The organism is Nocardioides albus (assembly GCF_014648255.1).
GTDB classification, from domain to species: Bacteria; Actinomycetota; Actinomycetes; order Propionibacteriales; family Nocardioidaceae; genus Nocardioides; species Nocardioides albus.
Genome location: NZ_BMQT01000004.1, coordinates 403,511 through 425,065, shown reverse-complemented (window position 1 = coordinate 425,065; position 21,555 = coordinate 403,511). Strand labels below are relative to the sequence as shown.

The following is a 21,555-nucleotide window of genomic DNA, read 5'->3' as shown; positions in this document are numbered from 1 at the left end:
CACCCGCGTCGGCCGAAGCGTCACTCCCGCGAATCGAGTTGGCACCAGTGTGCCCACTCGATTCGCGGGAGTGACGTCTCGGCCGACGTACGTGACGCCTCGGCGGGCTATTCGACGCGGGCGACCATGGGCAGGCGGCTGCGGGTGGTGATCGCAACGATCGCCGCGATCAGCAGCGGAAGACCGACCACGACGACCCCGATCAGGGTCCAGGGGATCTCGAGGTAGTGCGCAGCCACGTCGTCGCGCACCGGCCACCCCTCGGCCGTGAGCGGATAGCTGACCGCGATGCCGGGTACGAACCCGATGATCGCGCCTGGGACCGCGCCGAGGAGCGCGACCACGATCGCGTACGCAGCAGCGACTCCCCGCCGCGTACGCGTCCTGGCTCCGACCGCCGACAGCGTCGCCAGGTCGGGCCGGGCGTCGTTGAGCGCCAGGTGGGTCGCAGTCAGCGCGCCACCGATCATCAGCACCCCGCCCAGCGTGACCAGGAGCAGCCACACGATCACTGTGGAGTCCTCCTCCACGAACCCGCGCTCGACCTGGATCATCGTGGAGAGCTGGCCGCTGGCGAGCGCCTCGTTCAGGTCGGTCTCGGCGGCGGCGCTGATCCGGGCGTCCTCGACGTAGAGTCCGTTGACCTGCGGGACGGCACCGATCCGTCTCACCGTCGCCGGCGTCACGATCGCGTACGCAGGCGCGGCCCGGTCGCCGACGTCGACGAAGGTTGCGGGCACGCTGATCGCGACGCGCTCCCGCTCGGTGTCGTCGACCTCGGAGTACTCCTCGACGACCAATCGGGCAGACCGCGCGGACGCCAGCGTGTCGTCGGTGGTGAACACGACGACCCCGGACGAGCGCAGCGTCTTCTCCGCGGCCGCGACGTCGAGCTCGGGAAGAGACCGGGTCGCGAGACCCGGGACAGCACCGTCGGCTTCGGCGACGATCAGCTCGCCGAACCCACCGGTGATCGTGTCGAGCGCGACCTGAGCACCCTTGTCCGTCTCGACGGAGATGTAGCCGTCGTCGCCTTCGAGCCACGCGCCCGTCATCGGGGTGACTGCCGACCCGGGGCTCGCCTTCTCGATCTGCCTGGCCACGTCCTGCCAATGCGCGGTGGTGGGCGCCTGTCCGTCCTCGGTGATGGAGAGCCGCGGCTGCACCACGGCGTCACCGATGGCCACGGTGGGCTGATAGGTCTCCCGGTTCTGCTCCTGGTCGCTGCCGAACGCGATCCCGAGCGTGACGACTCCGACCACCGTCACCGCGATGGCCCCGGCCGCCGGAACGGTCCGGGTGCGGTGCCGGTCGGCGTCTCGCGTCGCGAAGCGGATCGCCAGCGGCATCCCGGCGCTGAGCCGGGCCGCCCAGGACACCAGGACCGGGAGGATGAAGAGCAGGCCCGTGACACAGAGCAGGACACCGAGGGCGATCGGTACGCCGCTGAGCGCTTTCTGGGTCCCGAAGGCGGCCGAGGCGACACCGGCGGCGACCAGCACGATCCCGACGACCGGCGAGCGCCGGGACGGCCGGCTCTCGGAGCGACGTCCGGCAAGGACGCCGACGACGTTCTGCCGCGACGCGATCCAGGCCGGTACGACGGCCGCGCAGATCGCGGCCATGAACCCGATCGCAGCAACCCCCAGGATCTGCAGCCACGGCACCTCGAACGGCCCGAACCAGTCCGACACCTGCGCTTGGGCGAGCGGCTGGAGCAGACGACCGAGCCCGATCCCGAGGACCGCTCCGACGATGGCCGCCACCGCGCCGAGGACGATCGCCATCCCGAGCAGCACACGCCGGGACTGACGAGCCGTACCGCCGGACGCCGCGATCAGCGCGAGGTCACGGGCCTGCCGCCTGGCCGCCACCGCGAACGCCGGACCGGCCAGCAGCACGACCTCGAGCAGCACCATGACCACGATGAGGACCACGATCACGGCCTCGGCCGGATCCGGCGCCTCCATCCGCGGACGAAGGTCCCGATCGGCGGCCAGGGCGGCCTCCGACGGGTTCTCAGCGACCGAGCGCGAGAGCACGAAGGCGCCCTCGGCGTTCAGTTTCTCGACGTCGTCCCAGGTCATCGGTCCGCCGCCGACGAGCCAGGACGGGACGTCGAACGATGCCGCCATCGGCAGGTCCAGCCCGGCGACGAAGGGCTCGTTGCGTACGGCCGTCGACTCGACGATCCCCACGATCTCGCGGACCTCCTCGGAGCCCGTACCCGGCATCTGCAGCTCCTCGCCGAGCCCCGGTCCACGCTCGGCGAGAGCCTCGTTGACCACGACCTCGCCGGTGCCCTGCGGGAGACGGCCCTCGGTCAGTTCGGTCAGCCCTGCCGCGAGCGGATCGCTCAGATCGATCCGGAGACCGCTTGCCCAGGTGACACCCTTGTCGGTGCGTACGTCCAGGCCGTAGTCGTTCACCGCGAGCACCGGCCGGTCCCCGACGACCGCCCGCAGACCGGCCTCGTCCAGCGGCCCGTCCCCGGTCTCTTCGACCCACTCGGCCGCGTTGTCGGGGTCGATGCCCTGCCGGACCTGACCCGCGCTCTGCGCCTCCACCTGCGCTGCCGCCTCGGTGCCGAGCCGGCGGTCGAGACCCTCGACGGTATCGACGTCGTAGGTCTGGTACGTCACCGCGACCGCGGTCACCCCCGCGACCGGCAACGCGATCATCAGCACGACCAGCAGGCTGCGCCACTTCGCACGCCGAGCCTCTCGCTGTCCGATCCGCAGAGCGAGGCGCCAGCCGGCGAGCCGCCCGCTCATCCCTCGACCTCGACCGCGAAGACCGTGCTCGGCGTCTCGCCGGCCTCGTCGACGACGAGGCCGTCACGGACATAGATCACCCGGTCTGCCCAGCTGGCGTAGCGCGGCTCGTGGGTGACGAGCACCCCGGCCGCGCCCGCGTCGCAGCGCGCCCGGATCAGCTTGAGGATGTCCTCGCCGGTCTCGGTGTCGAGGGCGCCGGTCGGCTCGTCGGCCAGGATCAGCCGGCGCTCACCGACGATCGCACGGGCGATCGCGATTCGCTGTCGCTGACCGCCGGACATCTCGTCGGGGAACCGGTCGGCGAAGCCGTCGAGCCCGACCTCCTCGAGCGCGACCCGCGCCGCATCCCGAGCCGAGCGCCGCCCGGCGCCGTCGAGCTCCAACGGCAGCGCGACGTTCTCGGCAGCGGTCAGCGCCGGGATGAGGTTGAAGTCCTGGAAGACGTAGCCGACCGACGTACGCCGCAGCTTCGCGCGCCCGCTGATCCCGGCCTCGCCGAGATCCTGGCCGTCGACGGTCACCGACCCGGAGGTCGGCGAGTCGAGGCCACCGGCGATGGTCAGCAGCGAGGACTTCCCGGAGCCGCTTGGCCCCATGATGGCGACCAGCTCACCGGCGTACGCCTCGAGGCTGACGCCCCGCAGGGCGTGCACCTCGGCAGCGCCGGTGCCGTGAACGCGGCTCACGTCGGTGAGCCGGAGAACTGGATCACTCATCGGTGGACTCCTCGGTAGTGGGACCCGCTTTGGCGGGGGTTGCATGGACGCGGCGGCTGAGCCGCTCGCGGGCGTCGGCGAGCCAGCGATCGCTGTCGTGGCTGAGGCGGCGCAGGTCGTGGGCGAGGGCGGCGTTCATCGCGGCCCTCCTTCGGTGGGCTCGGCGGGTTCCGGCGCGGTGCTCGTCGCCGCCCGGCGAAGCCGGGATTCACAGTGGTCGAGCCAGCGGATCTCGGCCTCGGCCGCGAAGACGAGCCGGTCGAGGACGAGCCCCCCGGCGAGGTCGTCGCCGGCGCCGGAGCGCGCTTGGCGGCGATACCCCTGGAGCGCCTGCATCGTCGCGTTGCGCTGCTGCTGGACGACCTTGCCGACGTCCACGCTCGGCACGGCGACCGCGACCGCGAGCTTGATCGCGAGCTCGTCGCGCTGTGGCTGCGTACGCTCCACCGGGGTGTCGAACCAGCCCTTCACCTCGACCCGCCCGGCCTCGGTCAGCTGGTAGAGGGACCGCCCCTCCGCGTCGGTCCCTCCGGCCTCGACGAGGCCGTCCCGCTCGAGTCGCGACAGGGTCGTATAGACCTGCCCGACGTTCAGCGGCCAGCTCGCGCCGGTGCGCTGCTCGAACTCGGCGCGCAGCTCATAGCCGTAGCGCGGCTTCTCGAGCAGCGCCAGCAGTGCGTGCTTCACAGACATTCGCTCACCTCCCTAGTTACTGAGTATGTATATACCGAGTATGCAACGCGTCGCAAGCCGAGGTCGCCAGGACCAACGGCCGAGGTTCCGGATATTCCGCTGCCGACGCGCTCTGCACATGGAAGACTTCCGCCGCCGGTTCGGGTCGGCACCCACCAGCCACCTGAACAGGGGACAAGAAGTGCCACGTCATGGACGTGTCGTCGCGTTGGCCGCGGCGTCACTCGCTCTCGGCGGGATGAGCGTCATCCCGATGACCTCCTACGCCGCCGAACCCGACCCGATCGCGACCTACACGGAGCGCGCCGGTGTGCCCCTGACTGTCCACCGGACCGCCAGCGGAGAGGCCGACTTCATCGGCGCCAAGCGTGCCGCTGCCGAGCCGCTGGGCGCATCGGTCGCTCCCGCCAAGGCCGCCCAGACCCACCTCGGGCGCGCCGGCGAGGCCCTCGGCACCGATGACCTCGACCTCCGCGAGCAGGACACGACCGCGGCCGTGGGCGGCGGGTCGGTGACCAGGTTCGGCCAGTACGTCGACGGCCTCCCCGTTCTCGGCGGCGAAGTCGTCCTCGGCCTCGACGAGGAGCGTGGCCTCACCTCGGCGTCCACCAACCTCTCCGACGCCACCTCGGCCGAGGCCGCCAGCGCGGACCGTGCCGACGCAGCGGATGCGGCCCGGACCGTCGTCAGCAAGGCCCACGACGCAGCCACCGGGCTCCGGGTCGCCGCACAGGGCACCTGGCTCTACGACGACGATCTGATCCACGGCCCCCAGATCGGCGAGACGAGCGTCTATCGCTTCACGGTGACCAACGGCTCCACCATCCGCGAGACGGTCCTGGTCCACGCCGGCACCGGTCGCGTCCTCATGCACGTCAACGAGATCGCCCACGCGAATCGCCGTATCTGCGACGATGCCAACGTACGCAGCGACGCGATCGGCTGCGCGGACACCAGCTCGACGGTCAAGCGCCGCGAGGGCGACGCCGCCACCGGGCTCGCAGAGGTGGACAGGGCCTACGACCTGATCGGCGCCACCTCCGACCTCTACGCATCGCTCGGCCTGGATCTGACCGAGGAGATCGGCTGGTCCGAGGGCTCCGCGGGCAACGCGGTCACCGCGACGACCCGCTACTGCGAGCCTCTGGAGCCGGACTACACGCCGTCGTGCCCGATGAAGAACGCCTTCTGGAATGGGCAGCAGATCTACCTCGGCCAGGGCCTCGCAGTCGACGACATCGTCGCCCACGAGCTGACCCACGGCGTGATCGAGCACAGCTCGAACCTCTTCTACTGGTACGAGTCGGGCGCCATCAACGAGTCGCTGGCCGACGTGATGGGCGAGATCGTCGACCACCGCTACGCCACACCCGGCGACTCCCCGACCGACTGGCGGGTCGGCGAGGACTCCTCCCTGGGCGCAATCCGCTCGATGGCCAGCCCCACCGCCTACGGCCAGCCGGACCGGATGACCAGCTCGCTGTGGGACGCCGACGACCTCACCTACTACGCAGACGGTGGCGGCGTGCACACCAACAGCGGCGTCGGCAACAAGACGGCCCACCTCATCTCCCAGGGAGGCACCTTCAACGGCCGCACGATCACCGGGATCGACGCTGACGACGCCACCCTGCAGAAGACGGCGGCCCTCTACCTCTACACGATCCAGCACCTCGTCTCCGGGAGCCAGTACGCAGATCTCGGCCGTACGCTGGCCACCGGCTGTGACGCCCTGGCCACCGCCGGCACGGCCGGCTTCACCACCGCCGACTGCACCCAGGTCCGTCTGGCCACCGAGGCGACCGAGCTCGCGAAGTCGCCCACCAAGGCGGGCGCGACCCGTCCCGCCGAGGCGCCGAACACCTGCCCCGCCGGCAGCGTCGACAAGGTCGCGTCACCGACTCCGACCACGAGCCTCGGGGTCCTGTGGAACCGGGCGCCCGACGCAGCCGACGGCGTACCCGCCAACGACCGCGACGGCAACGGCTCCGACTTCGGCTGGAACCCCGACCCGAAGGCGTACGGCGATCCGACGGCCAGCGGCCTGACCACGTCCGGCATCAAGGTGCCGACCGGCAAGCGGACCTACCTGCGGTTCAGCCACTGGTATCTCTTCGAGTGGTACCCCGGCGGCGATCCTGCCCATCCCGCGCCGCAGTACTACGACGGCGGCGAGGCCCGCCTGCTGGTCAACGGAGTCGCGACCGCCATCCCGTCCTCGGCCTGGGTTAACGGCCCGAGACAGAAGCTGCTGCTCAACAGCCCCAGCAAGCCGATGACCGGCTTCGGTGGCGACTCCAACGGGTGGATCAGCTCCCGTGTCGACCTGTCATCGTTCGCCGGGAAGACGGTCCAGCTCCAGTGGGTCGTCCGCGGCGACAGCGAGGGCTCGCTCCTCGGTTGGTACGTCGATGGTCTGGAGCTCTACACCTGCACCCCGAAGACGATCGCGAACACTGCCGCCCCGCGGATCAGCGGCAGCCAGCGGGTCGGCTACACGCTGACGTCGTCGAAGGGTTCGTGGAGTCCGAGCGCGACCACGGTCAAGTACCAGTGGATGCGCAACGGAGCGCCCATCAGCGGGGCCACCGGGTCGACCTACAAGCTGACCGGTTCCGACCACGCCAAGACGATCCACGTCAAGGTCACGGCCTACTCCTCGACGTGGCCGGCGGCCAACCCGGGCAGCAAGTGGAGCTCGGGCACCGGCAAGATCCTGGCCGGCTACCTGACGTCGGTCACGCCGTCGATCAGCGGCACCCGCAAGGTGGGCTACCTGCTCACCGCCAACCGGGGCACATGGCAGCCGGGCACGATCTCGTACTCCTACCAGTGGTTGCGCAACGGCAAGGCCATCTCGGGAGCCACGGGGAAGACGTACCGGCTGAGGTCCATCGACCGCGGCGACCGCATCCGGGTCCGGGTGACCGGTCGCAAGACCGGCTACTACACCAAGACCGCCACCTCGGCGGCCACCAGCACCATCCGCTGATCTGACCTGGCCCGACCTGATCCGGCTCGATCCGACGACGACGGCGCGCTCAGTCGTCGTCGGGTCGACCGGGATGCAGCAGCAGGTCGACCTCGTCGATGACCACATCCGTCACCACACCACCGGCGAGACCGTCGATCCGGAGGCCGACGGTGGCGGCCCGGAGGCCGGTCTGCTCGTCGGCCAGCCACGCCGCTGGGCGGGCGCGGACCGCGTCGGCGACCCGGCGCTCGAGCGCCGTGTGCAGCACGGCGCGCGGGTCGATGTACGCCGCACCCGCCCGTGGCGGGTCGACGTCGACGGAGAAGGTGGCGAGGACGCGTACGTCTTGGCCGTCCTTGCTCCGGGATCGGACCACGATCGCGATCTCGATCTGATCGGTCGGCCACTCGAGCACCTCGTGGAAGCCCGGGATCGCCAGCGTCGTCGAGCCCGAGGCGATCCGGACGATCCGCCGGTGCCGGGTCACCACCAAGCACTCACCGCGGTGAGCCCGCCGCAGCAGCGAGGCCACGACGAGGACGACCGCGACCACCGCGATCGCCGAGACCGTCGCCATCTCCCCCATGGCCTCGAGTCTTCTCTGCCAGGACCCGATCCCGAATGGGCTCTGCCACCCATTCCTCCTGGCTCGTACGTCAGTGGGCGGTCCCCTGCGCCCAGGGGCTGATCCGCACCTCGGCCCCGTCGAGGATGTCGAGGTCGCTCGGCCCGCCGGGCACGCCGACACCGAGCGTGACCGCAGGGCCGCCGGGTATCGCCACCACCCGGAGCTCGGTGGTGACGTCGGGGTCGTTCGCGGTGGACATCGCCTGCCAGTCGAGCGCCGCCATCACCGACTCGCCTGCCGGGACGACCACGCGCGCAGGCACCATCGACGGCTCATAGGGCTCGACGCTCACACCGGCCTGTGCGGCACCGTCCGCGTTCAGGAACTCGACCGCGGGCACGCTCTCGATCGCGCACGCGCCGCCGCTGGTGTTCCGAGCCCGGAGCCATGCCTGCCGCGAACCCGCGGCGGCGTCCTGGCCGCCGAAGGTGACCTCGAGATCCTCCATCCGGCACGACGGCGCCCCCGGGTCGGCGGGCCAGGGGTCGCCGCTCCCGAACGGTGTCATCGTCGTCTGCGGCGGGGTCACGCCGCCGACCCAGCCTTCGGCCTTGCCACCGCGGGTCCCCTCGACGGAGAACGCGAGCGGCTTCCCCGAAGCACCGGGATAGGCGTCGTACGCAGCGAGCCAACGGCTGACGTCCGCGATCACCCGGTCGCCCTCGGCCGCCTCGACCAGGACGATCAGCGGGTCGAACGGTGCGGACAGCTGCGCGGAGGTCACCGACGGACGCTCGGAGGCAGCTGCCACCAGACCGACCTCGACCGGATCGGGGAGCTCGTTCGACCGATACCAGGCCTCGCCGCCCAGGAGGTCGACCGGGCGCCGAGAGGTGCGGGCGACCGTGGCGACCGCGACCAGCGCGTCCTTCGTGGCACGCACGTCGGCCTTGGCAGGGCGGTCTGACCGCTCTTCGGAGACGCTCAACGACACCGACGTGGCGCCGGCATCACGCAGCGCGACGGCATCGGCTAGCGCGTCCCCGACCGCGTCGAGCGGGACCAACCCGCCCGAGCCGACCTGGATGCCGGTGGAGCTGACAATGAACGATGCGCGGCTCCGGTCAGCAGCGGCCTCGGGTGCTTTCAGGGCGATCTCGGGTGTCAGCAACCCCAGCACCTCGGTGCCGGCTTCGGCTGCCTCGGGCCCCGTCAGATCGTCCTCCAGCGTCACCTCGATACGGACGGAGTGCTCCCAACGGTCCTGCTCACCGAAGTCCTCCCCCGGGATGCGAAGCGACTCCTCGACTGCCACCACGTCGCGTACTCCGGCGACGGACCGCCACTCGTCGGACAGCTCGAGACTCGCCGACTCCGTCTCGTCATCCCGATCCAGGACCACCGCGATCACGCACCCGATCGCGACCAGCAGGAGGATCCCGACGATCACGATCCCCACAACGAGCTCACGCCTTCGGCTGCTGCCTCGCATCGCCACGTACATCCTCCTCGACCTCTGCGGAAGGCAAAGAGTCGCACAGGCCGATCCGCATCGGCCCCGCAAATGCGGAACCGGCACGGTTCCTTCACAGGATCCGTGCCGGTTCACCACAATGCCGTGGTTGGGTTCAGGCAGAGCTGATCAGGCGGGGAAGCCTTCACCCTTCGCCGCCAGGTCGCGAAGATACTGCGTCGGACGGAACCGCTCGCCGTACGTCTCCGCCAGCTCGTCGGCACGAGCCAGGAACGCCTCGATGCCGATCGAGCCGTCAGCGGCCTCGTAGCCGGTGATGAACTGGGCCGCACCACCGGTCTGCGGCGGGAAGCCGATGCCGAAGATGGAGCCGATGTTGGCGTGGGCGGCCGAAGTGATGACCCCCTCCTCGAAGCACTTCGCCGTCTCCAGGGCCTCGATGAAGAGCATCCGCTCCTCGGCGTCCTTGATCGGGATCTGCTTCTCGGCGACCGGGAACACGCTGCCGAGGTCGGCCCAGATCGAGCCGCGCTTGCCGTCGGTGTAGTCGTAGAACCCGGCACCCTTGAGCTTGCCGGAGCGACCCGCCTCGATGAGCGGGGTGAGCACCTTCTCGGTGGTGGTCAGCTCCTCGACACCGGCAGCCTCGCGGGTCGTACGAGCGATCTTGACCATGAGCTCGTGGTTGAGCTCGTCGGCGATCTGCAGCGGCCCGACCGGGAACCCGGCCTGGGTCGCGGCACGCTCGAGCGAGTAGGGCGCGAAGCCCTCGGCGAGCAGCTCCAGACCTTCCTGGATCTGGGTGCCGATCACGCGCGAGGTGTAGAAGCCGCGGCTGTCGTTGACGACGATCGGGGTCTTCTTGATCTGCTGGACGACGTCGTACGCCTTGGCCAGCGCGACGTCGTTCGTCTCGGCGCCCTTGATGATCTCGACCAGCGGCATCTTGTCGACGGGGCTGAAGAAGTGCAGGCCGATGAAGTCGGCCGGGCGGTCGATCCCCTTGGCGAGCTCGGTGATCGGCAGGGTCGAGGTGTTGGAGCAGAGCACCGCGTCCTCGTTGACGAACGGGGCGATCTCGCTGAAGACCTTCTGCTTCAGGGCGACGTCCTCGAAGACCGCCTCGACGACGACGTCGACGCCCGCGAAGTCCTCCGGCGCGACGGTCGCGGTGATCCGGTTGAGGATCTCGTCGGCCTTCTCCTGGGTGAGCTTGCCGCGCGAGACCGCCTTCTCGTTGAGCTTGGCGGTGTAGGCCTTGCCCTTCTCGGCCGACTCGATGGCGACGTCCTTGAGGACGACCTCGGCACCAGCCCGGGCGAAGGAGTACGCGATGCCCGCACCCATCATCCCGGCACCGAGCACGCCCACCTTCTTCGCGGTGAACTTCTCGACGCCGTCAGGGCGCAGCGTGCCGGCGCCGATGGCACCGAGGTCGAAGAAGAACGCCTGGATCATGTTCTTCGACTGCTGGCCGGTGACCAGCGTGGTGAAGTAGCGCGACTCGATCCGGGTGGCAGTGTCGAAGTCGACCATCGCACCCTCGACCGCGGCCGACAGGATCGCCTTCGGCGCGCGCATGTCGGACTGCTTGAGCTGCTTGCGCAGGATCGGCGGGAACGCCGGCAGGAAGCCCGCGAGCGCCGGCGACGTCGGCTTGCCACCGGGCATCTTGTAGCCGGGCTTGTCCCACGGCTGGGCGATCTCGTCGGGGTTGGCCTTGATCCACGCCTTGGCGGCGGGGACGAGCTCGTCGGGGGAGGAGACGAGCTCGTCGACCAGTCCCTTCTCCTTCGCGGCGGCGGGCTTGAACTTGGTGCCCTGGCCGAGCACGTCCATCAGACCGGTCATGATGCCCAGGAGGCGTACGACGCGGGTGACCCCACCGCCGCCCGGGAGCAGACCGAGGGAGACCTCGGGCAGGCCGATGTCGTAGCGGGCGTCCAGCGCGATCCGGTGCTGCGCGGTCAGCGCGATCTCCAGACCGCCACCGAGGGCGGCGCCGTTGATCGCCGCGACGACCGGCTTCGGGAAGGTCTCCAGCTTGCGGAGGGTCGCCTTGATGGCCTCGACCTCCTCGAAGACCTGGGCGCCGTTCTCCGGTCGCACCTGGATCATGTTCTTGAGGTCGCCGCCGGCGAAGAAGGTCTTCTTCGCGGAGGCGATCACGACGCCGGTCACGTCGTCTGCTTCGGCGTACAGCTTCTCGACGGCCGCCGCCATCGAGGTCTTGTACAGCTCGTTCATCGTGTTGGCCGACTGGTTCGGGTCGTCCAAGGTGAGGACGACGATCCCGTCGCCGTCCTTGTCATAGCGGACTGCGGTCTCGCTCATGTGTCTTCCTTCAAGTCTGTGCCGGGGCGCGGCCCGGGATGTTCACCGAGGTACCTCGGTCAGTTGTCGCTTCCTTCGCGGAGTTCCACGAGGGAGGTGGGCGCTCACCGAGTTACCTCGGTGAACATTCGCGGTACGTCCGTGGGCGCTCACCGAGTTACCTCGGTGAACATTCGCGGTACGTCCGTGGGCGCTCACCGAGTTACCTCGGTGAGCATTCGCGGACCCGTCAGACCAGCTCGACGATCGTCGCGATACCCATGCCGCCACCGACGCACAGCGTGGCGAGGCCGCGCCGCTTGCCCTGACGCTCGAGCTCGTCGACCAGGGTGCCGAGGATGATGGCACCGGTCGCGCCCAGCGGGTGACCCATGGCGATCGCGCCGCCATTGACGTTGGTGACCGACTCGTCGATGCCCATGTCCTTCATGAACCGCATCGCGACCGCGGCGAAAGCCTCGTTGATCTCGAACAGGTCGATGTCGTCGACGGTGAGGCCGGCCTTGGCCAGCGCCTTGCGCGAGGCCGGGGCGGGGCCGGTGAGCATGATCGTCGGGTCGGCGCCGGAGACGGCAGCCGAGATGATCCGGGCCCGCGGGGTGAGCCCGTTGGCCTTGCCCGCCTCCTCGGAGCCGATCAGCATCAGCGCGGAGCCGTCGACGATGCCGGAGGAGTTTCCGGCGTGGTGGACGTGGTCGATCTTCTCGACCCAGTGGTACTTGGCCAGCGCGACGTCGTCGAAACCGGCCTCCTGACCCTGCTGGAGGAAGGACGGCTTGAGGCCGGCCAGCGTCTCGGCGGTGGTGCCGGGGCGGATCAGCTCGTCGTGGTCGAGCACGGTCAGACCGGTCTGGTCGACGACCGGGATGACGGCGTCCTTGAAGTAGCCGTTCTCCCAGGCGGCGGCCGCCCGAGCGTGCGACTGGGCGGCGTAGCGGTCGACGTCCGCGCGGCTGAAGCCCTCCAGCGTCGCGATCAGGTCGGCGCCGATGCCCTGCGGTACGAACCCGGTCTTGAGGGCGGTGTCGGGGTCCTGCGCCCAGGCGCCGCCGTCGCTGCCCATCGGGGCCTTGCTCATCGACTCGACGCCGCCGGCGAGGATGAGGTCCTCGAACCCGCCGCGTACGCGGGAGGCGGCCTGGTTCACGGCCTCGAGGCCGGAGGCGCAGAAGCGGTTGAGCTGCACCCCGGCCGTCGTCTCGGGGAGACCGGCCTTGATGGCGGCGGTCTTGGCGATGTCACCGCCCTGCTCGCCGACAGGGGTGACGACACCGAGGACGACGTCGTCGATCAGCGCCGGGTCGAGGTTGGGATTCCGCTTGCGCGCCTCGTCGATCAGGCCGACCACCAGGTCGATCGGCTTGACCTCGTGGAGCGCTCCGGTCTTCTTACCCTTCCCGCGCGGCGTGCGCAGGTGGTCATAGATGAATGCTTCAGCCATGCGCCGATTGTGACACTAAAACTGTCACAGTCAACCCCATCCGGTGGTCAAGCCTGTCGAGACCTCACGACAGATTGCGAGAAATCGTGCGGTTCACCGCGTCCTGGAAGCTCACCACGATCGCCTCGGTGGTCAGCTGACGCAGCCGCGGGAGGACCTCCTCGAGACGCGCAGCCTCCTCCGCGGTGTGGTGGGTCCTCTTGAACGGGTCGACGACCTGATCGCGCAGGATCGTGTTGAGCTCGTCGGCGAGGTCCGCCATGAGGCGGGAGGTCGCTGCGTACGCGGCGGCGAGCGCGTCCCGGGGAAGACCCAGCGCGATCAGCTCACGGCCGATGCGGGCCTGGATGTCATCGGTCGGCTCGGTGGCCCAGGACGTGATCATGGCGCGCTGCATCGCGAGATCCTCCCGGGTGGTCTCGGCGGGAAGCCGGGCGAGATAGCGCTCGATCGCCTGCAGGGTGAACCCGTGCTCCTGGAGCGCTGTGACCATGTCCAGGCGAGCGCGGTGCTCGGGCCCGTAGTAGGCGACCCGACCGCGCCTGATCGCCGGCGGGATCAGCCCGAGGCTCGCGTAGTAGCGCGTGGTGCGCACCGACACCCCGGTGACGGTCGACAGCTCGTCGATCGTCATCAGCTCATCGGTCGTCTCGGTCATATCCAGGGACCGTAGACCAAAGTGTTGCTACTTCGCCAGTGTTACTGTCACAGTTGCTCCGTCGGTGGCTTGCGTCACAGTCGCGAGCCCGATGCGATCGACCGTCGACCAAGGAGTGTCATGCCCGAGAAGCCCACCATCTACGAGGCGGAGCACGAGGACTTCCGCGCCACCGCGAAGGCGTTCTTCGAGAAGGAGGTCGCGCCGTTCCACGACCAGTGGGAGAAGGACGGCATCGTCCCGCGCGAGCTGTGGAAGAAGGCCGGCGACACCGGGCTGCTCTGCTTCGACGTCGAGGAGGAGTTCGGCGGCCCCGGCATCAAGGACTTCCGGTTCAATGCTGTCCTCCACGAGGAGATGGCGAAGATCGGCGCCAGCGGACCGGGCTTCTTCGTCCACACCGACATCATCGTCCCCTACATCTCCCACCTCGGCACCGCCGAGCAGAAGGCCCGTTGGCTGCCCGGTTGCGTGTCCGGCGACATCATCACCGCCATCGCGATGACCGAGCCGGGCGCGGGCTCGGACCTCCAGGGCGTACGCACCACCGCGGTCGACAAGGGCGACCACTACCTCCTCAACGGCTCGAAGACGTTCATCTCCAACGGCATCAACGCCGACCTCGTCATCGTCGTCGCCAAGACCAACCCCGACGCCGGCGCCCACGGCATCTCGCTGCTCGTCGTCGAGCGCGGCATGGAGGGCTTCGAGCGCGGCCGCAACCTCGACAAGGTCGGCATGAAGGCGCAGGACACCGCCGAGCTCTCCTTCACCGACGTGGTCGTACCGAAGGAGAACCTCCTCGGCGAGGAGGGCTCCGGCTTCGTCTCGCTGATGACCCTGCTGCCGCAGGAGCGGATCTCGGTCGCCTCGATCGCGGTCGCCGCGGTCGAGCAGGTCCTCGAGCTCTCCCTCGACTACGCCCGCACCCGCGAGGCCTTCGGCCGCCCGATCGGCCGCTTCCAGAACACCGCGTTCACGCTGGCCGAGATGGCCACCGAGGCCTACCTCGCCCGGCTGTTCCTCAACGACGCCATCACCCAGCTCAACGCCGGCACCGCCGACACCGTCCTGGCCAGCATGGCGAAGTGGTGGACCACCGAACTGCAGAAGAAGTTCGTCGACCAGGGCGTCCAGATCCACGGCGGCTACGGCTACATGATGGAATACCCGATCGCCAAGGCGTTCATCGACAGCCGCATCCAGACCATCTACGGCGGCACCACCGAGGTCCAGAAGCTGATCATCAGCCGCCACCTCGGCCTGTAACCCCGGCCCCGCTGGTCGAGCCCGCGAGCGCCAGCGAGCGGTGTCGAGACCAACACAATCCCCTCCGCGCTCGATGGGAACCGTGTTGGTCTCGACACGCTCGGCCGCAGGGGGCCTCGCGGCTCGACCGACGGGGCGGGGGCTAGGACAGCTCCTTGGAGCGTACGTAGGCGGCGCGGGTGGCCTCGAGGAAGGACGCGCGCAGGCCGTTCTGCTCCAGCGCACCGAGGGCGGCGGCCGTCGTGCCACCGGGGCTGGTGACCTGCTCGCGGAGGATCGCCGGGTGGGTGCCGCTCTTGAGTAGCTCGGCTGATCCGGCCAGCGTCTGGATGACGAGGGTGGTCGCATCGTCCCGAGTAAGCCCCAGGTGGACGCCGGCCTCGATCCAGGCCTCGGCGATCATGAAGACGTACGCCGGGCCGGAGCCGCTGATCGCGGTGACAGCATCGATCTGGGACTCGGGCACGGTGACGACCTTGCCGACAGCGCCCATCAGGTCGGCGGCCGCGGCGACCGCATCCGGCGTCGCCTTCGCGCCACCGGCCACCGCGGACATGCCCTCGCCGACCAGAGCAGGGGTGTTGGGCATGACCCGCACGACCGAGACACCGTCAGGGACGGCGGGCTCCATCGCCGAGGTCGGGACGCCGGCGGCCAGCGAGACCACCGTGGTCCCCTGCCGTAGCGAGGAGGCGATCGACTCCAGCACCGGCACCACGCCGTAGGGCTTCACGCCCAGCACCACGATGTCGGCCTCGGCCACGGCTTCGGGCGCGGGCAGCGTACGGACGCCGTGCTTCTCCCGCAGCGCGGCCGCCTGCTCCTCGCGAGCCTCGACGACGATCACGCTCTCCGGGGCGTGCCCCGCCTCGAGAAGTCCGGCGAGCACAGCCCCGCCCATGTTGCCTGCACCGATGATCGCGATCGTCATGGCCGCCAGTCTGTCAGAGCCGATGACCTGCGCGAATACGTCCCCAAAGGCCCCAAGCAACTGCTAGGTTGCGATTCCCACACTATGACGCCGCTGGTCACCGGGAGGCCACATGCGCATCCGTCGTACGTCTCTGCTTGCTGTGATCGCCCTCGCGGTGACCGTCGCGATGGTGGGGCCACCAGCGTCCGGCGATGATGCGGAAAGGCAGCTGCCATCGCCGGAGTCCGAGATCAACGTGACCGGCGAGCCGTTCACCGGCACCGCTCCGGACGGCACGGTGCAAGGGCTGATCGATGCCCACAGCCACATGTTCATGCAGGACGGCATCGGTGGCGCGGCGGTCTGCGGGAAGGCCTTCTCCGAGGCCGGGATCGCGGACGCGCTCAAGGACTGCCCTTCCCACGGGATCGCCGGCGAGACCGCGCTGCTGGAGAACCTGACCCGATCCGGCAGCCCGCTCGGGTTCCACGACACCGTCGGCTGGCCCTCGTTCAAGGACTGGCCGACGTACGACTCGCTGACCCACCAGCAGATGTACTACCGCTGGGTCGAGCGGGCCTGGCGCGCTGGCCAGCGGACTCTGGTGGTGCAGCTGACCAGCAACAAGGCGCTGTGCGCGATCAACCCCGGCACCCACCAGTCGTGCGACGAGATGACCGCGGTGCGGAGACAGGCCCGGGATGCGTACGACACCCAGGCGTTCATCGACGCGCAGTACGGCGGCGAGGGGCGCGGGTGGTACCGGATCGTCACCGACGCCGAGCAGGCGCGCGAGGTGATCGAGGAAGGCAAGCTGGCCGTCGTGCTCGGCGTGGAGACCTCCGAGCCGTTCGGCTGTTCCCAAAAACTGCGGTTGCCCTCGTGCACCCGCGCCAACATCGACAAGGGGCTCGACGAGCTGAAGTCGCTCGGCGTCTCCTCGATGTTCCTCTGCCACAAGTTCGACAACGCGCTCTGCGGCGTCCGCTACGACAAGGGCACCACCGGGCTGCTGATCAACGCCGGGCAGTTCCTCACGACCGGCACCTTCTGGACTCCGAAGGCCTGCGACCCCGACCAGCCGCACGACAACAACCCGCGCCTCGTCGACCGGCCCGCCGAGCTCGACTGGCTGCCGCAGCCCCCGATCTATCCATCGGGCACGGTCTGCAACCCCTACGGCCTGTCGGCGCTGGGCGAGTACGCCCTCCGCGGACTCATCAAGCGCGGCATGATGGTCGAGGTCGACCACATGAGCGCCAAGGCCGCCGATCGCGCCCTCGACATCCTCGAGGAGAGCGACTACCCCGGGGTCCTCGCCAGCCACTCCTGGATGGACGAGCGCTACCTCGACCGGCTCTACGCTCTCGGCGGGTTCTCGACGATCTACGGCCACAGCACCGACCAGTTCCTGGCCGAGTACGTCCGCACCGCACCCGTCCGGGACCGCTACGGCGCGGGCATCGGGTTCGGCTTCGACATGAACGGCTTCGGTGGCACCCCTGGCCCCGCCAAGACTCGGGTCGGCTACCCGTTCCCCGGCATCCTCGGTGACTCCGTGGTCGACCGCCAGGTCACCGGCAAGCGGATCTGGGACTACAACACCGACGGTGTCGCCCACTACGGGATGATCCCCGACTACCTCGAGGACCTCCGCCTCACCGGCGGCCAGGACGTCATCGACGACATCGTCCGCGGCTCGGAGTCCTATCTGCGTACGTGGGCGGGGGCTCAGGACGCCGCTCGAGTCGGCTCGTCCTGACACACATCAGCGCCGAGTCGGCTCGTCCTGACGAGCCGACTCGGCGCGGACTCGCAGCCAGCCGCCGCCGAACAGAGCCCAGACCACGAGCACGGGTTGGAAGAACAGCCGGATCAACCGTTTGCGGTCGGTGTCGAGGCCGAACGCGTCGATCCCTTCCACATACTGCGCGATGTTGCCCGGGAAGATCGCGACGAAGAAGGCGGCCAGCAGCGCCCCGATGAGTCGTTGCTTGCCTGGCAGCGCGATGAAGGCGAGTCCGAGCCCGATCTCGACGACGCCGGATCCGACAACGGTCAGATCCTCGTCGATGGGGAACCAGTCGGGCACCTGCGCCCGGAACTCCTGTCGCTGGGTGCTCAGATGAGCCACCCCGGCACCCACCATCACGGCACCCAGCAGGAGACGCGCGGTCGTTCGCGCGGTCGTGGTCATACCACCACTGTAGGAGTACGCCGCTCGGCCGAGTCGGCTCGCCATGACGAGCCGACTCGGCCGTGCTGTCAGAAGAGGTTCTCCACCAGCGGCGTCGGCGAGCCGAAGCGGTGCGCGGTGACGGAGACGGCCTGCTCGTGCAGGAAGGTGAGCAGCTCGACGCGGCCGGCCTCGACGACGGGCTGGGCGTAGAGGGCGATGTCGACCCTGCCCTGGCTCGCTTCGGCGAAGGCCTCACGCGACCCACCCAGGAGACGTACGCGGCTGGGCGCATACGGTCCGGAGAGGATCGACGTCCACGCGGCCATGTCCTCGACGACGTAGGTCGCACCGGTCGCCCGCACCAGCGCGGCGGTGTCCTCGTCCAGGGTGGTGGCGACGGACACGGTCACCGGCGCCTCGGCCGCAACACCGGCAGCGAGGACCCGCAGCAGGTGAGCGATCGGACCGCCCTCGTACCGGATGGTGACCGGCACCGGCGAGTAGCGCAGCACGTTGACCTCGGCGGTCAGGCGCGACACGTCCCGGGCGGCACCGAACTCACGCTCCCAGGCGACCGCGTCCGAACCGGCTCCGCGGCGGAGCATGTCGATCTCGTCCAGCTGCAGCCTTCCGGCCCAGTCGACCAGCGACCGGACGGCCGGCGCCGGCGTCGCGAGCTCGGTGGCCGGAGCCGGCACCCAGTCGCTGAGTCCGACGAGGTAGTTCGGCCCACCGGCCTTCGTACCGGCACCGACTGCCGACTTCTTCCAGCCACCGAACGGCTGGCGACGCACGATGGCGCCGGTGATGCCGCGGTTGACGTAGACGTTCCCGGCCTCGACGGCGTCGAGCCACTGCTCGATCTCGGCCCGGTCCAGGCTGTGGATGCCCGCGGTGAGGCCGTAATCGACCTCGTTCTGGATCTCGAGAGCCTCGTCCAGCGAGCCGGCCGAGATCAGCCCGAGGACAGGGCCGAAGTATTCGGTCAGGTGGAACTCGGAGCCGCGCTTGACGCCGGTCTTGACGCCAGGCGACCAGAGCCGGCCGGTGTCGTCGAGCTGGCGCGGCTTCACGAGCCATGACTCACCCGGCGCAAGCGTCGTCAGCGCCTTGAGCAGCTTGCCGGAGGCGGGCTCGATGACCGGGCCCACCTGCACCGTCGGGTCGGTCGGGTAACCCACGCGAAGCGAGGTCACCGCGTCGACCAGCTGGTCGCGGAAGCGACGCGAGGTCGCGACCGAGCCGACGAGGATGCCCAGCGACGCCGCCGAGCACTTCTGTCCGGCGTGACCGAAGGCGGAGTAGACGAGGTCCTTGACCGCCAGGTCGAGGTCGGCGTCGGGGGTGACCACGAGCGAGTTCTTGCCGGAGGTCTCGGCCAGCAGCGGCAGGTCCGAGCGGAACGAGCGGAACAGCTCGGCGGTGTCGAACGCACCGGTCAGGATCAGCCGGTCCACCAGCGGCGAGGCGATCAGCGCGCGGCCGACCTCGTTCTCCGGAACGTGAACGAGCCGGAGGATCTCCTTCGGCACCCCTGCGGCCCACAGCGTCTCCACCAGGACCGAGCCGCAACGCCGCGCCTGCGGCGCCGGCTTGATCACCACGGCCGAGCCGGCCGCGAGCGCGGCGGCGACGCCACCGGTCGGGATGGCGAGCGGGAAGTTCCACGGCGGGGTGACCAGCGTGAGCCGGACGGGCACCTGGCGCGCACCGTCGACCGTGTCGAGCTGCTCGGCCAGGCTCGCGTAGTAGTTGAGGAAGTCGATCGCCTCGGAGACCTCCGGGTCACCCTGGTCGAGCGTCTTGCCACACTCCGAGGCACCGACCTCGAGCCACTCGGCGCGACGCCGCTCGACCTCGACCGCGGCGGCCCGCAGCACGGCGGCCCGCTCGGCGCCGGTCTTCCGAGCCCAGTCGGCCTGGGCGCCGACGGCACCCTCGAGCACCGACTCGACGGCCTCGACCGAGGTCACCATGTGGTCGGCAACCAGCTGGTCACCGAGGGTCGAGGAGCCGACCCGGCCGATGATCGACTTGCCCCACTCGCGGTTGCCCGGCAGGTGCGGGTCGGTGTCGGGGACATTGTCGAACTGGGTCTGGACGTCGTCCGCGACCGGCAGACGCCGGTCCTGGGTCCGGTTGGGCGCCGGCACGGACTCGTCGACAGCCTCCAGGGAGCGTACGAACCGCTCCTTCTCACGCTTGTAGAGGGCCTCAGAGGAGTTGAGGTCGAAGACGGCCGACATGAAGTTCTCGGTGCTCGCGCCTTCCTCGAGGCGCCGGACGAGATAGGCGATCGCGACGTCGAAGTCCTTCGGGTGCACGACCGGCACGTAGAGCAGCAGGCCGCCAACGGTCTCCTGGACCGCTTCGGCCTGGCCCTCGGCCATCCCCAGCAGCATCTCGAACTCGACCGAGTCACGAACACCGCGCTGACCAGCCAGGATCCACGCGTACGCCACGTCGAACAGGTTGTGGCCGGCAACGCCGAGACGCACGTTGGCCATCCGCTCGGGGGTCAGGGACCAGGACAGCACCCGCTTGTAGTTGGTGTCGGAGTCCTGCTTGGTCGTCCAGGTCGCGACGGGCCAGCCGTGCAGCGACGCCTCGACGTGCTCCATCGGCAGGTTGGCGCCCTTGACCAGGCGCACCTTGATCGCCGCGCCCCCACGCGCACGGCGAGCAGCCGACCACTCCTGCAGCCGGATCATCGCGGCCATCGCGTCGGGCAGGTAGGCCTGAAGGACGATCCCCGCCTCCAGGTCGACCAGCTCGGGCCGGTCGAGGAGCCGCGTGAAGACATCGATGGTCATGTCGAGGTCGCGGTACTCCTCCATGTCCAGGTTGATGAACTTCTTCGTCCCGGCAGCAGAGGACTTGGCTGCGTAGGTGTAGAGCGGGAGCAGTCGCTCGACGACGTGCTCGACCGCCTCGTCGTAGGCCCAGACCGCGTGCGGCGCGACCGGCGAGGAGACCTTCACCGAGACGTAGTCGACGTCGTCGCGGGACAGCAGCTTGCGAATCCCGGCCAGACGACGGTCGGCCTCCTTCTGCCCGAGGACGGCCTCACCGAGGAGGTTGATGTTCAGCGAGACGCCGCGCTCACGGATCCGCTCGATCTGCTTGCCGAGCCGCGCGTCGGAGGCGTCGATCAGGAGGTGACCCACCATCTGCCGCAGCGCACGGCGAGCGACCGGGATGACGAACCACGGCGCGACCAGCGACATCAGCGCGCCGAGCTTCACGCCCAGCTTCAGGTGCCAGGGCAGGAACGAAGGTACGTTGCCGGCCAGCTCACGAAGGCTGGCCGCCGCCACGCGTACGTCCTCGGGCCGGATCACCCGGTCGACGAAGCCGACGGTGAAGTCGAGCCCCGCAGGGTCCTTGAGGACGTCGGCGAGGCGCTGCGCGGCAGCGGCGGTCGGCTTGGTCGAAGCCTTCGTCAGCCAGCCGCGGACGAGGTCGTCGACCTCGGCGATGAGCGCGTCATTGGTGGTCATAGTAGCGAGTATGCGACCAGATTCACGTAAGATAAAGCGATGTTTCTTGGGGATTATTC

General features: G+C 69.5%; 15 protein-coding genes. 3 read left to right on the top strand and 12 right to left on the bottom strand.

Going from position 1 to position 21,555, the window contains the following annotated elements:
* Positions 1 to 107 precede the first annotated feature (107 nt).
* The 4 genes from IEY84_RS10835 to IEY84_RS10820 are packed head-to-tail and all read right to left on the bottom strand — an operon-like array spanning position 108 to position 4,186.
* The gene (locus tag IEY84_RS10835) at positions 108 to 2,774 is read right to left on the bottom strand and encodes an FtsX-like permease family protein (RefSeq protein WP_183542930.1); all 2,667 of its coding nucleotides are present in this window, start codon (positions 2,772 to 2,774) and stop codon (positions 108 to 110) included.
* Positions 2,771 to 3,538 carry an ABC transporter ATP-binding protein gene (locus tag IEY84_RS10830; protein WP_373292292.1) on the bottom strand — a complete coding sequence of 256 codons (768 nt, stop codon included), beginning with the start codon at positions 3,536 to 3,538 and terminating at the stop codon, positions 2,771 to 2,773. The genes IEY84_RS10835 and IEY84_RS10830 overlap by 4 nt, the downstream gene beginning before the upstream one ends.
* Entirely contained in the window at positions 3,486 to 3,632 is a 147-nt protein-coding gene (locus IEY84_RS10825; protein ID WP_183542926.1) for a hypothetical protein, read from the bottom strand. The genes IEY84_RS10830 and IEY84_RS10825 overlap by 53 nt, the downstream gene beginning before the upstream one ends.
* Positions 3,629 to 4,186, bottom strand: a complete 558-nt coding sequence (locus IEY84_RS10820) for a PadR family transcriptional regulator (RefSeq protein WP_183542924.1) — start codon at positions 4,184 to 4,186, stop codon at positions 3,629 to 3,631. Before IEY84_RS10820 ends, IEY84_RS10825 begins: the two co-directional genes overlap by 4 nt.
* Positions 4,187 to 4,367: 181 nt before the next feature.
* On the opposite strand from IEY84_RS10820, the gene IEY84_RS10815 reads away from it, so the two are divergent.
* Positions 4,368 to 7,178, top strand: a complete 2,811-nt coding sequence (locus IEY84_RS10815; RefSeq protein ID WP_183542922.1) for a M4 family metallopeptidase — start codon at positions 4,368 to 4,370, stop codon at positions 7,176 to 7,178.
* Positions 7,179 to 7,227: 49 nt separating this feature from the next.
* On the opposite strand, the gene IEY84_RS10810 is transcribed toward IEY84_RS10815, so the two are convergent.
* The 5 genes from IEY84_RS10810 to IEY84_RS10790 all read right to left on the bottom strand — a co-directional run bounded on the left by IEY84_RS10810 (position 7,228) and on the right by IEY84_RS10790 (position 13,635).
* Positions 7,228 to 7,746, bottom strand: coding sequence for an SPFH domain-containing protein (locus tag IEY84_RS10810; protein ID WP_183542921.1), 519 nt, complete (start codon positions 7,744 to 7,746; stop codon positions 7,228 to 7,230).
* Between the two features lie 70 nt (positions 7,747 to 7,816).
* The gene (locus IEY84_RS10805; RefSeq protein ID WP_189129299.1) at positions 7,817 to 9,187 is read right to left on the bottom strand and encodes a DUF4232 domain-containing protein; all 1,371 of its coding nucleotides are present in this window, start codon (positions 9,185 to 9,187) and stop codon (positions 7,817 to 7,819) included.
* 183 nt (positions 9,188 to 9,370) lie between these two features.
* Entirely contained in the window at positions 9,371 to 11,536 is a 2,166-nt protein-coding gene (locus IEY84_RS10800) for a 3-hydroxyacyl-CoA dehydrogenase NAD-binding domain-containing protein (RefSeq protein ID WP_183542919.1), read from the bottom strand.
* A 229-nt stretch (positions 11,537 to 11,765) separates the two neighbouring features.
* Entirely contained in the window at positions 11,766 to 12,977 is a 1,212-nt protein-coding gene (locus IEY84_RS10795; protein WP_183542918.1) for an acetyl-CoA C-acetyltransferase, read from the bottom strand.
* Between the two features lie 64 nt (positions 12,978 to 13,041).
* Entirely contained in the window at positions 13,042 to 13,635 is a 594-nt protein-coding gene (locus IEY84_RS10790; RefSeq protein WP_183542917.1) for a MerR family transcriptional regulator, read from the bottom strand.
* A 120-nt stretch (positions 13,636 to 13,755) separates the two neighbouring features.
* Here IEY84_RS10790 and IEY84_RS10785 point away from each other — a divergent pair, with 120 nt between their 5' ends.
* Positions 13,756 to 14,904, top strand: a complete 1,149-nt coding sequence (locus tag IEY84_RS10785) for an acyl-CoA dehydrogenase family protein (protein WP_183542915.1) — start codon at positions 13,756 to 13,758, stop codon at positions 14,902 to 14,904.
* Positions 14,905 to 15,046: 142 nt separating this feature from the next.
* On the opposite strand, the gene proC is transcribed toward IEY84_RS10785, so the two are convergent.
* Positions 15,047 to 15,835 (bottom strand): pyrroline-5-carboxylate reductase, encoded by a 789-nt coding sequence (gene proC / locus IEY84_RS10780; protein ID WP_183542913.1) that lies wholly within the window; start codon positions 15,833 to 15,835, stop codon positions 15,047 to 15,049.
* A 112-nt stretch (positions 15,836 to 15,947) separates the two neighbouring features.
* Between proC and IEY84_RS10775 the strand changes: the two genes are divergently transcribed.
* A complete protein-coding gene (locus tag IEY84_RS10775) occupies positions 15,948 to 17,579 on the top strand; it encodes an amidohydrolase family protein (protein WP_183542911.1) in 1,632 nt (543 codons plus the stop codon).
* Positions 17,580 to 17,585: 6 nt separating this feature from the next.
* Here the strand turns inward: IEY84_RS10775 and IEY84_RS10770 are convergent, their stop codons facing one another.
* Together IEY84_RS10770 and IEY84_RS10765 are read right to left on the bottom strand one after the other, a co-directional pair.
* Positions 17,586 to 18,014, bottom strand: coding sequence for a DoxX family protein (locus IEY84_RS10770; RefSeq protein ID WP_183542909.1), 429 nt, complete (start codon positions 18,012 to 18,014; stop codon positions 17,586 to 17,588).
* A 68-nt stretch (positions 18,015 to 18,082) separates the two neighbouring features.
* Positions 18,083 to 21,496 carry a bifunctional proline dehydrogenase/L-glutamate gamma-semialdehyde dehydrogenase gene (locus tag IEY84_RS10765; protein WP_183542907.1) on the bottom strand — a complete coding sequence of 1,138 codons (3,414 nt, stop codon included), beginning with the start codon at positions 21,494 to 21,496 and terminating at the stop codon, positions 18,083 to 18,085.
* Between the last annotated feature and the right edge of the window lie 59 nt (positions 21,497 to 21,555).